A 12,781-nucleotide genomic window follows, 5' to 3' on the forward strand; every position below is an offset into this window, starting at 1 on the left:
CGGTGGGGGAACCGAGGCCCTCCACTTGTAGGTAACACCTACCGCGCGCTCCGCGCGCGAAGACCGCGCTACGCGCGGAGTGGGAGTGGGAGTGGGCGTGGGCGTGGGCGCGGGCGGGCTAGCGCGGGTAGACGCCGATCACCTCGACCACCCGGTCCAGGCCGGTGAAGTCCTTGACGTTGCTGGTCAGCACCGGCATGCCGTTGGCCGCCGCCGTGGCCGCGATCTGGAGGTCCATGCGGCAGGGTCGGGGGCTGCGGCCCGAGCGGCGGACCAGGGCGGCCAGGGTGCCGTAGACCTTGGCCGCCGCCAGGTCGAAGGGCAGGACGTCGAAGCGGTCCAGGGTCGCGTAGTAGCGCTCGGTGCGGGCGAAGCGCTCTACCGGGTCGTCCACGTCCAGGCCGTACGCCAGTTCCGCCGCCGTGACCGCGCTGATCACCGGTTCCGCCCGCGCGAGGTCGCCGAAGTCGACGTCCTCCAGCCGGATCACCACGCAGGTGTCCAGCAGGATCCGGTTCACCTGCGCCACGGGTCGTCCAGCGGGTCGTCCGCGCCGAACACCTCGTCGTCGGCTCGGCGGTCGGCGTTCCAGCGGTCCAGGTCGACCGGGGGCAGCTTGCGGAACTCCGCCTGCACCTCAGCCAGCGTGTACCGCGGCCGGGCGCCGTCCTCGACGTGCGGCACCAGGTCGGCCACCGGCCGACCGTTCCGGGTCACGACGAAGCTCTCCCCCGCCTCGACCCGCCGCATGATCTCGGCGTTGTCGTTGCGGAGTTCGCGTTGACCGATCGTTGCGACACCCATGCCACAATCGTAGCCGAAGTGCTACACAGGTGCTACACGTTTCGATCGTCACCGGGCCGGGCACAACCGACTACTATGGGTGATATCCGAGTCGGGACGTCCGGCTGGCGCTACCCCCAGTGGCGCGGCGACTTCTACCCGCGCGGCCTCCAGCAGCGGCTGGAACTGGACTTCCTCTCGCGCGTCCTGGACACGGTCGAGCTGAACGGCCCGTTCTACGGCCTGCGCAACCCCAACGACTACACGTCCTGGCACACGCGCACCCCGGACGACTTCGTGTTCGCCGTCAAGGCCCACCGCGAGATCACCCACAACCGCCGATTACGGGACGTGGAGGAGTCGGTCGCCGAGTTCCTCGACTCGGGCGTGCGCGACCTGCGCGACAAGCTCGGCCCGATCCTGTGGCAACTCCCGCCAACCCTCCCCTACAAACCGGACCGCTTCACGGCCTTCCTCGACCTCCTGCCCACGGACATCCGTCACGCGCTGGAGGTCCGCCACCGCTCGTGGCTGGTGCCGGAAGTGACGGACCTGTTGCGGGGCACGGGCATCGCACTGGTGGTCGCCGAGTCGGCGGGCCGCTTCCCGGAACCCGAGGACGTCACCGCCGACTTCGTCTACGTCCGCCTGCACGGCGACAAGGAGCTGTACGTGAGCCAGTACTCCGACGAGTCCCTGGACCGCTGGGCGACCAAGATCCGCTGGTGGTCCCGCACCAAGGACGTCTACGTGTACTTCGACAACACCATGAAGGGTGCAGCTCCCCACGACGCCCGAGCCCTGGCCGCTCGCCTCTCCTAAAGCCTCGGCACGCGGTCCAACTCGATGCCGAAGTACTTGCGATGCGCCTCGATGATCCCGGCGTCGTTCAGGACCTCCTCGTGCCGCTCGTCACCGGAGGTGATGATCAGCTTGTCCCCCGCCACCGTCACCCGGCCGTCGTCGGTGGGCAGGGAGCACGTCGCCCCGCGCCGGAACGGCGAGCCCGGCCACGTCTGCTGGTACCAGCACGTCGCCCGGAACTCCTCCAGCGCCCGCGCCCGCAACTCCAGCCGGTACTGCACGACCCCGTCGAACAGCACGTCCACGTCCCCCTCCGGCGTGTCGACGAGCTGGAACACGCCCATCGGGTCGTGCTGCTCGGCGCGGCTGGTCAGGTCCAGCGGACGGAGGGTGAACCGGCCGAAACCCACGTCCACCAGCAGGTCACCGACCCGCAGTGCCATGTGGTCGAACGGCGGGCCGAACGCGCCGTCGTTGAACACCTTGGCGGACAACATCTCCACCTCGTACCCGAGCGCGGTCAGCAGGGCCGCGAAGCCGCCGTTCAACTCGTAGCAGAAGCCACCGCGCCGCCGGCGCACGAGCTTGTCCACCAGCCAGTCCTCGGTCAGCTCGATCGTCTCGCCGAGGTGGATGCTCAGGTTCTCGAAGGGCACCGACCGGTAGTGCAGTTCGTGCAGCTCGGCGAGGGTGCTGGAGCGGGTGGCGCCGATGCGGTCGAGGTAGGCGTCGAGTGTCTGGTCGTCCATGACGCCCAACTTGCACCCTGCACCGCACTGGAGGTCAATAGTGGGCGTGATCCGCATCGGCACGTCCGGGTGGCTGTACCCGCCGTGGCGGGGCGTGTTCTACCCGAAGGGCCTGCCGCACCGGCGCGAGCTGGAACACCTGTCGCGCAAGGTGAACTCGGTCGAGCTGAACGGGACGTTCTACTCGCTGCAACGCGAATCCAGCTTCCGCACGTGGTACGCGCAGACCCCGGACGACTTCCTGTTCGCGGTCAAGGGCGGCCGGTTCATCACGCACATGAAGCGGTTGCGCGACCCCGAGCAGGCCCTGTCGAAGTTCTTCGAGTCCGGCGTCTTCCTCCTGGGCCACAAACTCGGCCCGTTCCTGTGGCAACTCCCGCCGACCCTGCGCTTCGACCCACCCCTGCTGGCCGACTTCTTCGCCCACCTCCCCCGCACCCACGACGGCCGTCCCCTGCGGCACGCCCTGGAAGTCCGGCACGAGTCGTTCCGCACCGACGCGTTCCCGGAGCTGTTGCGCGAGCACGACATCGCCCTGGTCATCGCTGACACCGCCAACAAGTTCCTGTACCTGGAGGACGTGACGGCGGACTTCGTCTACATCCGCCTGCACGGCGAGGAGGAGCTGTACGTCAGCGGCTACACCGACAAGTCCCTGGACCGCTGGGCGACGAAGATCCGCACATGGTCGACCACCCACGACGTCTACGTCTACTTCGACAACGACGCCAAGGTCATGGCCCCACGCGACGCCATCGCCCTGGCCGGCCGCCTCGACGTCGACTGGCCGCCCCCGGACCCCACCCACACAATCGCACCATGACGATCCGCCGCCTGCTGACCACGCTGGTATTCACCGCTGCCGCCCTGGCGTCCAGCGGCACAGCGTCGGCGAGGCAACCGGAGTCCCCCACGTGCGACCGAGGCGAGTTCTGCGCGTGGCCCAACACCAACTACACAGGCCGCCCAGCACGCCTGGACTTGGAGACCGCCAACCCCGGCGAGTGCATCCCCCTGCCAGACGGCCTGGTGGCCCGCTCGTTCGTCAACAACCTGACCCGGGACGCCACCGTCTACCAGGGGGCGACCTGCTCGACGGAGGCGGAGTTCACGACGTACCCGGGCAAGGGCACCTACGTCCCGGACGCCCCCTTCGTGGTCCGGGCGATCGAGGTCTGGGGCCCCTGAGGATTTATTCCACCCGCGAGAGAACCTCGACTATTCGTCGTCCGATGGGGTGACCTCTCTCAGTAATCCCGAAGATTGCGCTCTGCATCCGGCCACACATCGGGATACTCCGCTGTGTGCCGTTCCTGAGAGCCGCCGGTCCTGCCGCCGCACCGGTGACCATGCAGATCGAGCCGGACCGCATCCTCGCACTCAAGGCCAGGTACGAGGCCGTGCGGGACATGGTCCAGCTCTTCCTGGAGCACCACGAGCCCGGCCTTTCGGTGCACCCGCTTGCGCAGGATGAGGTATCGAAAGACGCGGCGAACACGTTCACCGAGAACGCGAGCACCGCTATCACGGTCACCCGGGCGTTCATTCGCGAGCTGAATCGCAACATCGAGCAACTCGAAAGCACCGCGAAGACCTACGACCTGGTCGAAGACGCGAATGCGGCCACGGTTGGGCAAGTGGACGGAGGCGAGTGACCACCATGCCACGACGTTCGACCGTCGCGGTCGTCGCGCTCCTGGCCGTGGCGGGCTGCGGGGCCGAGCCCACGACCAGCGGCTCGCCCCGCACGGCGCCCGCCACGCCGACCAGCACCGAGGAAGGCACCCGACCAGCGTCGTCCCGACCGCGTGAGCTGAAGCTGGACGGCCGCGAGCCCTGCACCCTGCTGACCGCCGACCAGCTCGCCCGGCTGGACATCGACCGGCCCGGCAAGCCGTTGGAGGTCGCCGCGCTCAGGTCGACCGGGTGCAACTGGATCACCACGCGGGCGTCCAGCTCGCTCGTGCCCGTGATGGCCGAGGGGATCGAGGCGTGGACGGAGGGCAAGCGCACCGGTCGGCCGCAGGAGATCGACCCGATCTCCGGGTTCCCGGCGATCACCGTGACGGTGGCGTCGAACGCGGAACGCTGCGACGTCATGGTCGACACCGGAGCCGGGCAGTACCTCGCCGCCGGGTTCTCCGTGACCGCGCCGGACCCCAGCAAGGTGCCCAAACCCTGTGACGGGGCGCGGCAACTGGCCGAAGCGGCCATGCAGAACCTGCTGAAGTGAGGGGGGCGGGATGACCGGGATCGGCAACCACAACTTCGACGCGCAGTCGCACCGCCAGCTCTACGACAAGATCCACGGCGGTCCCGGGCACTCCGCGGCCCAGGCCGTCGACGACGCCTGGAACGCCTTCCGCGCCATCATGGGCAACGCCAAGAGCGAACTCGAATCGGCGATCCGGGACTCGCGGGCGGTGTGGGTCGGGGCGGCCGGTGAGCAGTTCGCCGCCGGTTCCGCGCCGCTGGTGCAGTGGGCCGAGGACGCCCGTGTCGCGGGTGTCGAGACGCACCAGGCCTTCGCCGCCCAGACCTCCTTCTACGGCAGCGCGAAGGACCGGATGCCCGAGCCGGTCGAGGTCACGTCCACGGCGAACGACGACTTCTGGGGCATCCCGGCGGGCTTCCAGCACCTGGTCGGCGGCCAGACCGACCAGGACCTCCAGGAGCAGGCGGCCCTCGAGGCCAAGCGCGAAGCGGTCCGCGTCATGAACGGGTACCGCGACGGCGCGGCGGCGGCCGTCGACCTGCTCGGCGCGTTCACCCCGCCACCGCAGGTCGTCACGGAGGTCGCCGAGCCCACCTTCGACCCGAGCACACCGCAGGAGCCACGTTCGCGGCAGTACGACGAGCCGAGCAGCACGACAACCTCCGATAAGCACCAAGACACTCCGCCAGAGATCGCACCACCGGCCGTCGTGCCGCAACCGGACGGCGAGACCAACACCTCCGCGGTCCAGCCACCCGCCGACGTGGCACCCAAGCCGGCGCCGGTTCAGCCACCACCTCCGAACACCAGCGTCCCGCCGGTGCTGAAGGAGACCCACGTCCCGCCGCCCGCCGGCTTCCAGAGGCGACCCGCATCCGCTCCACCACCCAGGTCCACTCCACCGACCCGCAGCACCGGCAACGGGACCGGGAAGGCCCCCGGCGGCATCCCGTCCGCCGGCTCTCCCCGCCCCGCCCCGATCGCTCCGAGCCCCATCGCTCCGGGACAACCGGCCACGGGACAGCCACCAGCCGGTTCCGACAACACCCGCTCCCCTCGCGGTGTGGTGAGCGCACCGCCGGCGGGTGGTGTGGTCGGTGGACCGCAGCGAGGACCCGGCGAGGACGACGTCGAGCACAAGTCCGCGCCCTACCTGGAGGAGTTGGCGGACCTCTGGGGCGAGGACGACATCCCGCGCGTGTCGCCCCCGGTGATCGGGGACGACGACTAGTGCGAAGACTCACGCTGTCCCGGCTCGAGTTCGACCTGTGCTGGGACCACCTCCGCCTGGGCGAGTACCCCACGATCCTCGCCATCCCCGCGCACGGCACGACCCTGGACGAACGCCGGTCCCTGTTCGACACCGCCTGGCAGTCGCTGGAAGCCCGGGGCCTGGCCGCACGACGTGACCTGGACCCCCACCTCGCGGGGTGGCTGGAACTGCTCGCCCGTCCCGAGCACGAGGTCGACGCGCGGCTGCGGCTCGACGACGGGCCGCGGGTCCGCGCCGTCGCGGCGGCTCGACGAGGGCACGGCGTGCTGGCCGTGCTGACGGCGGAAACGCTGTCGCTGCAAGAGGTCGACGAGAACGCGCTGGCCTCGTCGGTGGTGTCGCTGCTGCCGCCGCACGGGATGCCCCGCTCGCGGTCGGTGAGCCTGCCCGCGGCCGACCTGGAGAAAGCCGCGGCCACGGCGGGCGACTCCGCGTCCCGGATGGAGGCGGCCTTGCGGGACAACGGGATCCCGCGCCCGGACGCGCAGAAGATCAGCGCGGTGCTCGGGGGTGTGGTGCGGATGGGGCAGTTCGGCGCGGCCGTGCGCCCGGTCCGGCACGGCGCGCCCGGCCCGAGGAGGCGCGGCCCGTACGCCGTGTCCTTCTACGACACCGCCGAAGGGCGCTGGCAGTTCACGCGCCGCCCCTCCGGCGACGGCCGGGAGTGGTCGACGTTGAGCCCCGCGGACCACCCGCGACTGGTCCACGCGGTGTCGGAGTTGCTGTCGTCGGCACAGGGGGTGCGGTGAGCGAGACGTTCAGGTTCGGGTTCGAGGAAGACGACCTCGGGGACCGTCCACCGCCCCGGCGGCCGGACCCCGAGGCGGAGGGCTTCGTCGGGCGGGACGCGACCGGTGCCGTGGCCGTCGACGTCGACGAGACGGGCCGCGTGCGGCAGGTGACCCTCGACCCGGATTGGCGCGCAGCGCTGGACCCCCGCCGCCTCGGCGCGGCTGTGGTCGAGGCGGCGAACGACGGCACCGTGCGAGCGTTGGCGGGCCAAGCCGACCGAACCCGCGCCACACCCGCCCCCACCGCCCCACCGACCGACGAACCGATCACGCCGGCGGCGGCACAGCGGCTGCTCGACGCCGTCCACGCCGACCTCGACGCGTTCACCCGGGGGTTGGCGGAGGTGGTCGACCGGGACGTCACCGTGACGAGCCGGGGCGGACACGTGCGGGGGACGGCACGAACCGGCCGGGTACTGGACCTGTCCGTCGACCCGCACTGGGCCCGTCGCGCACGGGATTCCGAGATCGCGTCGGAACTGCTCGACGTGCTGGCCACACTCCACGCCCGGAGCACCCCCAACGGCCCGGCGTCCGGGCCGCGCAGCGCCGCCATCAGCGAACTCACCGCTCTCCTGAGCGACCCGGAGACCCTCCTACGCCGATTGGGGCTCACCACATGACCGACCTGTCCGTCGCACTCGACGCGATGCGGTCCGACGCGACCGCGTGGGAGACCGCCGCCGACCGCCTGGACGCCCCGTCCGCCGCGATCGGCGGGCTGGCGCTCACCGGCGCGGACCTGTCCCTGTGGGCCGTGGACCGCGGGCTGGACCGCACGTACGAGGAGGCGCGGACCGCTCTCGACGACATGCTCGGCCAAGCGGCTCGCGCGTTCCGCGACCTCGGCGCCGCGCTCCGCTCCGCCGCGGACACCTACGAGCGTGAGGAAGAGGCCAACCTCCACACCCTGAACAAGATCGTCCGGTAGGCCGCGCGATGAACCCTCTCGTGCGACGCGCCGACGACGAGTCCCGGACCGCAGCGAGCCAGGTCGACCAGTTCTTCCGGCAGGTCGAGCAGGTGCTCGGTTGGGTGCCGGACCCGCTGCGCCACCTGATCGCGCCCACGCGGATCGGCCTGGCGGCGCTGGAGCGGCAGACCCGCGAGTTCCAGGAGCGGATCGCGCGGCTGTGGGACCAACCGGGCGACTCCGACCGGCTGCGGCAGGTCGGTGAGCGGTGGGTGGCCGAGGTGGGTGACGTGCTGGGTGACATCGCCGGCGGCATCGCACCGGACAAGCTGCGCACCACCGTCGAGTGGGAAGGCTCCGCCGCCCGCGCCTACCTGATCACCGTGCCGCCGCAGGCTGCCGGGCTCACCGCGGTCAAGGACATCGCGAACCAGCTCCGCGCGTCCCTCAACAGCCTCGCCAACTCCATCGACGTGTTCTGGACCTCGATCGCCCTCGCGCTGGCGGGCCTGGTCGTCGGCGCGGTGGCCGCGATCGCCACCGCGTGCACCGTGGTGGGCATCCCGGCGGCGATCGCCGCGCTGGCCACGGCGGTCGCGGCCTCGTTGGCGGTCGTCTCCGCCACGGTCCTCGCGCTGGAGTCGCACTTCAACACGATCGAGACCGAGCAGACGGCGATCCGGCAGAAGGTCCGCGACCTCGGCACCACCTGGTCGATGCCGGACACCGCGCGCCTGACCGACGCCAGTGTCGTCGACGGCGACGGGTCGGATTGGCGGCCCGGGTCATGAGCTACCCGCTCGCCCAGCCGCCACCGCGGTACGTGCGCCTGCACCCGGAACGTGCCCGGCGCATCCGCGTCCGGTGTGCGGCGGTCGGTGTGCCGCTGTCCATCGCCGGCGCCGTGCTGATCGTCGTCATCGTCGTCGCGGGACTGCGGCTGCCGACCGCTCGTGACCCGTTCAACTCGATCGTCTGGGCGGTTGGGGCCGCCGCCGCGCTCTGTGGCTTCTTCACGGCCATCGGCCTGGCCGGGGCGCGGCCCTATGTCGTCAACGACCACATGGACCTCAACGGCGCGCGCGTCACGCGGCGTGTGCTGGGTGCGGTGTGGGGTTGCACGACGGTTGTCTCGGCCTGTACCTGCCTGCTGTTCGTGCTGCTGGTGACCAGTGGGCGCAGTGCGGCCAAGGGGATCGGGTTCGGCGGCTGGGCGTGGGCGTACCTTGCTGCCCTCGCGCTGCCGGCTGTGCTCTCGGGCATCGCATTCTTCACCGCGCTGGCGCTGTTCCGGCCCGCGGTACGCCCGCGGTGAACGGCGAATTCGACCAAAATCATTGTGCACCGCACACCTTGTCGGGCATACTCGGACGCGAACCGATCAGACCGAGAGGGGAAGTGATGGCCGCCAAGCGCGTTTCGCTGCTCCACTCGGAGTGCGAGCACAGTGCGACCACCTTGCCCGTCCAGCGAGGTCGGATGGGTTGGTTTGCCCTGGTGGGAGCGGTTCTCCTGACGTGACGCGTGGCGCGTCGTCGCCGGGAGCCGCCCATCGGGAAACCGATCCGGGCGGCTTCTCTCATTCTGGCGTCAATTCACCGTTCCGAATTCGCGAATTCGGCTTCAGGCGAGCCTCCACGTTCTTTCGGCACGTCCCCAAGGTGCAACTGGCTGCACACCCGACTGCTACTCGGGAGGGCCGGGTTCGAGTCCCGGTGGGGTGAGCACCCGTGCCGCATGACCGCAGGTGCTCGACCCCCGAGAACGCCCTACGCCCACGCCCCCGCTGCCGCCGCGGCCTTGACGTAGTCCTCGAACCGCCTGGGTTCGCGGCCCAGCGCCTCCTGCACGCCCGTGGACAGGCGGGCGTCGTGGCCGTCGCGGATGGCGGCCAAGGAGCCCGTCAGCACGGCCGCGTACTCCGGGGAGAAGCCGAACTCCACCAAGCCCGCCGTGAACGGTTCCTCGGGCACGTCCACCGCCTTCACCTCGCGCCCCGACGCCTCCGCCACCAGGGCCACCGCGTCCGGGAACGAGATCGCCTCCGGGCCCGACAGCTCGTACTCCCGGCCCGCGTGCCCCTCCGTGGTCAGGGCCGCCACGGCGACATCCGCGATGTCCCGCGCGTCGACGAACGGGTTGCCGCCCGCGCCCATCGGCAGGGCGACCTCGCCGGCCAGCACCATCGGGTGCAGGAAGTCCTCGCTGAAGTTCTGCTGGAACCACGTCGGGCGCAGGATCGTCCAGTCCACAGTGGACTCGCGCACGGCGGCCTCGCGGCGGTCCGCCGGGTCGATGCCCCGCGCCGACAGCAGCACGATCCGCCGCACGCCGGCCGCGACGGCCGCGGGCACGAAGGCCTCCACCTCGGTGGCGTCCAGGTTGTTCGCGGGCGGGACCAGGTACACCGCCGAGACGCCCTCCAGGGCCGGCCCCCACGTCGAGGCGTCGGACCAGTCGAAGCGGAAGGCCGAGGAGCGGGACACGGGACGGGCGGTCGAGCCGAGGGCGGCGGCCACGCGGCGGCCGGTCTTGCCGGTCGCTCCGAGCACCAAAGTCGTCGTCATGCCGGAAAGCCTGTCAAGATCGTGCTGGACGGAACATGGCCGAGACGCCCGATCGCATGTTCAATCGTCTACGTGGACGCTCTCACCGATCTGCTCCGCGGGGTCCGCGCCCAGGGCGCCCAACTGTGCCGGTCCTTCGCCAGCCCGCCGTGGTCCCTGCGCTTCGCCGTCGACGCGCCGCTGACGCTCGTGATGATCGCCGGCGCGGGCGGGTGGCTGGTCGCCGACGGCCACGACCCCGTGTGGCTGCGCGAAGGCGACGTGGGGCTGGTGCGCGGCCCGATCGCGTTCACCCTCGCCGACGACCCGGCCACCCCGCCCCAGCTGGACACCGCCGACGCCGACTGCGACCAGTGGCTGCTGGGCACCCGCACCTACGGCCTGACCGACGAGGGCGAGTCCGTCGTGATCACCGGCTGCTACGAGGTCGTCGGCAGCGTCTCCGACCGCCTGCTCAACGCGCTGCCGCAGGTCGCGGTCGTGCCCAACGACGACGAGCCGTGCCCCGTGCTGGACCTGCTCAAGACCGAGGTGGGCCGGGACCGGCCGGGCCAGGACATCCTGCTCGACCGCGCGCTGGACCTGATGCTCGTGGCCGCCCTGCGCGAGTGGTTCCAGCGCCCCGAGGCCGACCCACCCGCCTGGTACGTGGCGCTGGGCGACCCGGTCGTCGGCCCGGCCCTGCGCGCGATCCACGACGACCCGGCCCGCGCGTGGACGGTGAGCGAGCTGGCCGCCAAGGCGAACGTGTCCCGCGCCGCGCTGGCCAAGCGGTTCACCGCGGCGGTCGGCGTGCCGCCCCTGACCTACCTGACCCAGTGGCGCATGGCCGTCGCCGCGGACCTGCTCGCCCGGCCCGACGCGACCGTCGGGTCCGTGGCCCGCGCGGTCGGCTACACCGACGGCTTCGCCTTCAGCACCGCGTTCAAACGGGTACGCGGTGTCCGGCCCAGCGACCACCGTGTGGTAGCTCTGCGGGCATGAGCAACCTGGACGACCTGCGCGACGCCCTGCGCCGCTTCGCCGCCGCCCGCGACTGGGACACCTACCACACGCCCAAGAACCTGGTCATGGCGTTGTCGGCGGAGGTGGGCGAGCTGACCGACCTGTTCCAGTGGCTCACGCCCGAGCAGGCCGCCAAGGCGATGGAGGACCCCGAACTCGCGTGGAACGTGCGTGACGAGCTGGCCGACGTGGTGCACTACCTCGTGCGCTTGGCGGACAAGCTCGACGTGGACCTGGTCGAGGCCGCCTTCGCCAAGATCGAGCGCAACGAACGGCGTTTCCCGACCGGGGACCTCCGGCCGGTCGAGTGAGGGTCCGGCTAGAGGTAGGTGAGCAGCAGGAGGACCAGGGCGACCAGCACGATCACGCCGAGGACGGCGGACACCCAGGTCGGCGAGGTCTCCGCCGGGGGTCTCTCCCGCGCGTGCCTGCCCCGTCTCCCGCGTCGTCGCCACGGCACCGAAGCCTCCCCCGCCCACTGCCCGTTCGCGTACCTGCCGGTCATGGGCAACAACGGTAGGGATGCGAAAGGGGAGCGGACCTCACGTCACCCGGTCGCGCGGGTGGTATCGCCCGGACAGCGGTCGAGCCGGTCGGGACCGTGACCGACCACAGGAGAGGACGACACCGTGAACGTGACCGTCGTGGGCGCGGGCATCGCCGGAGTGGCGTGCGCCCACGCCCTCGTCTCAGCCGGCGTGACCGTGCGTGTGCTGGAACGGGGGGCCACCGTCGGCGGCCGGATGTGCACCGAATCGGGCGAAGGGCGGCTCGTCGACACCGGCGCCGGGTACTTCACCGTGTCCGACGCCCGGTTCGCCGCTGTGGTCGAGGGGTGGCGGTCCGCCGGGCTGGCCCGGGAGTGGACCGACACGTTCGCCGTGCACTCCCCCGCCGGCTGGAGCTCGACCACCGGACCCGTGCGGTGGGCCGCGCCGGGCGGTCTGGAGTCCCTCGTGGCGGACCTGGCGGCCGGCCTGGACGTGCGGTTGTGGCACGGGGTTTCGCGGGTCGAGCCCGGCCCGCGCGTGGACGGTGAGGCGGCCGACGCCGTTGTGCTGGCCATGCCCGGCCCGGAGGCGGCCCGGCTGCTCTCCCCCGACCTGGGCGACACCCTGGCGGTGGCGCGGAGCCAGGTGTGGCTGCCGTCGCTCGCGGGGGTGTTCCGGTTCGCTTCGCGGTGGTGGGACTTCGACGGCGCGTTCGTCAACGACCACCCGGTGCTGACGACCCTCTTCGACGACGGGAGCCGCCGGGGGGACGGTGCGCCGGTGCTGGTCGCGCACTCCACCGCGGAGGCCGCCGACCGGTTCGCGACCGCCGACCTGGAGCGGGACCGGGTCACCGCCGACGAGGTGGAGTCGGCGGTGTGCGACCTGCTCGACCTGCCCGAACGATGTCTGTCCGGCAGCGTGCAGCGCTGGGACTTCGCTCGCCCCTCCGCGCCTGGCGACCGCCCCTTCCACTTCGGCGCGGACCGCATCGGCCTGGCCGGGGACGCCTGGGGCAATCCCCGGATCGAAACCGCGTGGCTGTCCGGAACCGCGCTCGCCGAGGCCATCACCTCGTCCTGAACGCAAAAAACCCGTAGGGGGCACTCGGTGTCGAGTGCCCCCTACGGGGAAGTTATGTTCGGCGGCGTCCTACTCTCCCACACCCTCACGAGTGCAGTACCATCGGC

The 12,781-nt window shown here is 71.3% G+C and carries 19 protein-coding genes and 1 tRNA gene; 15 read left to right on the forward strand and 5 right to left on the reverse strand.

The window, feature by feature from the left end; translation table 11 throughout:
- Positions 1-118: 118 nt before the first annotated feature.
- Positions 119-529, reverse strand: a complete 411-nt coding sequence (locus WBN91_RS36430) for a type II toxin-antitoxin system VapC family toxin (protein ID WP_337728874.1) — start codon at positions 527-529, stop codon at positions 119-121.
- Positions 517-804 carry a type II toxin-antitoxin system Phd/YefM family antitoxin gene (locus WBN91_RS36435; RefSeq protein ID WP_337728873.1) on the reverse strand — a complete coding sequence of 96 codons (288 nt, stop codon included), beginning with the start codon at positions 802-804 and terminating at the stop codon, positions 517-519. Before WBN91_RS36435 ends, WBN91_RS36430 begins: the two co-directional genes overlap by 13 nt.
- Positions 805-879: 75 nt before the next feature.
- On the opposite strand from WBN91_RS36435, the gene WBN91_RS36440 reads away from it, so the two are divergent.
- Complete coding sequence (locus WBN91_RS36440; RefSeq protein ID WP_337728872.1) at positions 880-1,605, forward strand: DUF72 domain-containing protein; 726 nt, start codon at positions 880-882, stop codon at positions 1,603-1,605.
- Here the strand turns inward: WBN91_RS36440 and WBN91_RS36445 are convergent.
- Complete coding sequence (locus WBN91_RS36445; RefSeq protein ID WP_337728871.1) at positions 1,602-2,336, reverse strand: arylamine N-acetyltransferase family protein; 735 nt, start codon at positions 2,334-2,336, stop codon at positions 1,602-1,604. The two genes, WBN91_RS36440 and WBN91_RS36445, sit on opposite strands and share 4 nt — an antisense overlap.
- Between WBN91_RS36445 and WBN91_RS36450 the strand changes: the two genes are divergently transcribed.
- From WBN91_RS36450 to WBN91_RS36500, 11 genes are all read left to right on the forward strand, one after another.
- Positions 2,335-3,159 carry a DUF72 domain-containing protein gene (locus WBN91_RS36450; RefSeq protein ID WP_443217861.1) on the forward strand — a complete coding sequence of 275 codons (825 nt, stop codon included), beginning with the start codon at positions 2,335-2,337 and terminating at the stop codon, positions 3,157-3,159. The two genes, WBN91_RS36445 and WBN91_RS36450, sit on opposite strands and share 2 nt — an antisense overlap.
- Positions 3,156-3,524 (forward strand): peptidase inhibitor family I36 protein, encoded by a 369-nt coding sequence (locus tag WBN91_RS36455; RefSeq protein WP_337728870.1) that lies wholly within the window; start codon positions 3,156-3,158, stop codon positions 3,522-3,524. The genes WBN91_RS36450 and WBN91_RS36455 overlap by 4 nt, the downstream gene beginning before the upstream one ends.
- Before the next feature lie 116 nt (positions 3,525-3,640).
- Complete coding sequence (locus WBN91_RS36460; RefSeq protein ID WP_337728869.1) at positions 3,641-3,991, forward strand: PE domain-containing protein; 351 nt, start codon at positions 3,641-3,643, stop codon at positions 3,989-3,991.
- Between the two features lie 5 nt (positions 3,992-3,996).
- A complete protein-coding gene (locus tag WBN91_RS36465) occupies positions 3,997-4,569 on the forward strand; it encodes a DUF3558 domain-containing protein (RefSeq protein ID WP_337728868.1) in 573 nt (190 codons plus the stop codon).
- Positions 4,570-4,579: 10 nt separating this feature from the next.
- Positions 4,580-5,782, forward strand: coding sequence for a PPE family protein (locus WBN91_RS36470; RefSeq protein ID WP_337728867.1), 1,203 nt, complete (start codon positions 4,580-4,582; stop codon positions 5,780-5,782).
- Complete coding sequence (locus tag WBN91_RS36475) at positions 5,782-6,573, forward strand: ESX secretion-associated protein EspG (RefSeq protein WP_337728866.1); 792 nt, start codon at positions 5,782-5,784, stop codon at positions 6,571-6,573. Before WBN91_RS36470 ends, WBN91_RS36475 begins: the two co-directional genes overlap by 1 nt.
- Positions 6,570-7,238, forward strand: a complete 669-nt coding sequence (locus WBN91_RS36480) for a YbaB/EbfC family nucleoid-associated protein (RefSeq protein ID WP_337728865.1) — start codon at positions 6,570-6,572, stop codon at positions 7,236-7,238. Before WBN91_RS36475 ends, WBN91_RS36480 begins: the two co-directional genes overlap by 4 nt.
- Positions 7,235-7,546, forward strand: coding sequence for a type VII secretion target (locus WBN91_RS36485; RefSeq protein WP_337728864.1), 312 nt, complete (start codon positions 7,235-7,237; stop codon positions 7,544-7,546). Before WBN91_RS36480 ends, WBN91_RS36485 begins: the two co-directional genes overlap by 4 nt.
- 8 nt (positions 7,547-7,554) lie before the next feature.
- Positions 7,555-8,319, forward strand: a complete 765-nt coding sequence (locus tag WBN91_RS36490; RefSeq protein ID WP_337728863.1) for a hypothetical protein — start codon at positions 7,555-7,557, stop codon at positions 8,317-8,319.
- A 113-nt stretch (positions 8,320-8,432) separates the two neighbouring features.
- A complete protein-coding gene (locus tag WBN91_RS36495; RefSeq protein WP_337729435.1) occupies positions 8,433-8,843 on the forward strand; it encodes a hypothetical protein in 411 nt (136 codons plus the stop codon).
- 336 nt (positions 8,844-9,179) lie between these two features.
- Positions 9,180-9,252: transfer RNA gene (locus tag WBN91_RS36500), tRNA-Ser, on the forward strand.
- Between the two features lie 45 nt (positions 9,253-9,297).
- Here the strand turns inward: WBN91_RS36500 and WBN91_RS36505 are convergent.
- Positions 9,298-10,095 (reverse strand): NAD(P)H-binding protein, encoded by a 798-nt coding sequence (locus tag WBN91_RS36505; RefSeq protein WP_337728861.1) that lies wholly within the window; start codon positions 10,093-10,095, stop codon positions 9,298-9,300.
- Positions 10,096-10,167: 72 nt separating this feature from the next.
- Here WBN91_RS36505 and WBN91_RS36510 point away from each other — a divergent pair, with 72 nt between their 5' ends.
- Both WBN91_RS36510 and WBN91_RS36515 read left to right on the forward strand, forming a co-directional pair.
- A complete protein-coding gene (locus WBN91_RS36510) occupies positions 10,168-11,079 on the forward strand; it encodes an AraC family transcriptional regulator (RefSeq protein WP_337728860.1) in 912 nt (303 codons plus the stop codon).
- Positions 11,076-11,411 carry a nucleotide pyrophosphohydrolase gene (locus WBN91_RS36515; RefSeq protein WP_337728859.1) on the forward strand — a complete coding sequence of 112 codons (336 nt, stop codon included), beginning with the start codon at positions 11,076-11,078 and terminating at the stop codon, positions 11,409-11,411. Before WBN91_RS36510 ends, WBN91_RS36515 begins: the two co-directional genes overlap by 4 nt.
- An 8-nt stretch (positions 11,412-11,419) precedes the next feature.
- Here the strand turns inward: WBN91_RS36515 and WBN91_RS36520 are convergent, their stop codons facing one another.
- Complete coding sequence (locus tag WBN91_RS36520) at positions 11,420-11,605, reverse strand: hypothetical protein (protein ID WP_337728858.1); 186 nt, start codon at positions 11,603-11,605, stop codon at positions 11,420-11,422.
- Between the two features lie 124 nt (positions 11,606-11,729).
- On the opposite strand from WBN91_RS36520, the gene WBN91_RS36525 reads away from it, so the two are divergent.
- Positions 11,730-12,674 carry an NAD(P)/FAD-dependent oxidoreductase gene (locus WBN91_RS36525; protein ID WP_337728857.1) on the forward strand — a complete coding sequence of 315 codons (945 nt, stop codon included), beginning with the start codon at positions 11,730-11,732 and terminating at the stop codon, positions 12,672-12,674.
- Positions 12,675-12,781 lie beyond the last annotated feature (107 nt).

Origin of the sequence: Saccharothrix sp. CCNWYY140, assembly GCF_037401995.1 — a bacterium.
Classification (GTDB): domain Bacteria; phylum Actinomycetota; class Actinomycetes; order Mycobacteriales; family Pseudonocardiaceae; genus Actinosynnema.

Excerpts from the sequence above, each read along its gene's own strand:
- WBN91_RS36435 (WP_337728873.1), bottom strand. The coding sequence starts at position 804 with ATGGGTGTCGCAACGATCGGTCAACGCGAACTCCGCAACGACAACGCC.
- WBN91_RS36440 (WP_337728872.1), top strand. The coding sequence starts at position 880 with ATGGGTGATATCCGAGTCGGGACGTCCGGCTGGCGCTACCCCCAGTGG.
- WBN91_RS36450 (WP_443217861.1), top strand. The coding sequence starts at position 2,335 with ATGACGCCCAACTTGCACCCTGCACCGCACTGGAGGTCAATAGTGGGC.
- WBN91_RS36445 (WP_337728871.1), bottom strand. The coding sequence starts at position 2,336 with ATGGACGACCAGACACTCGACGCCTACCTCGACCGCATCGGCGCCACC.
- WBN91_RS36455 (WP_337728870.1), top strand. The coding sequence starts at position 3,156 with ATGACGATCCGCCGCCTGCTGACCACGCTGGTATTCACCGCTGCCGCC.
- WBN91_RS36465 (WP_337728868.1), top strand. The coding sequence starts at position 3,997 with ATGCCACGACGTTCGACCGTCGCGGTCGTCGCGCTCCTGGCCGTGGCG.
- WBN91_RS36470 (WP_337728867.1), top strand. The coding sequence starts at position 4,580 with ATGACCGGGATCGGCAACCACAACTTCGACGCGCAGTCGCACCGCCAG.
- WBN91_RS36485 (WP_337728864.1), top strand. The coding sequence starts at position 7,235 with ATGACCGACCTGTCCGTCGCACTCGACGCGATGCGGTCCGACGCGACC.
- WBN91_RS36490 (WP_337728863.1), top strand. The coding sequence starts at position 7,555 with ATGAACCCTCTCGTGCGACGCGCCGACGACGAGTCCCGGACCGCAGCG.
- WBN91_RS36505 (WP_337728861.1), bottom strand. The coding sequence starts at position 10,095 with ATGACGACGACTTTGGTGCTCGGAGCGACCGGCAAGACCGGCCGCCGC.
- WBN91_RS36515 (WP_337728859.1), top strand. The coding sequence starts at position 11,076 with ATGAGCAACCTGGACGACCTGCGCGACGCCCTGCGCCGCTTCGCCGCC.
- WBN91_RS36520 (WP_337728858.1), bottom strand. The coding sequence starts at position 11,605 with ATGACCGGCAGGTACGCGAACGGGCAGTGGGCGGGGGAGGCTTCGGTG.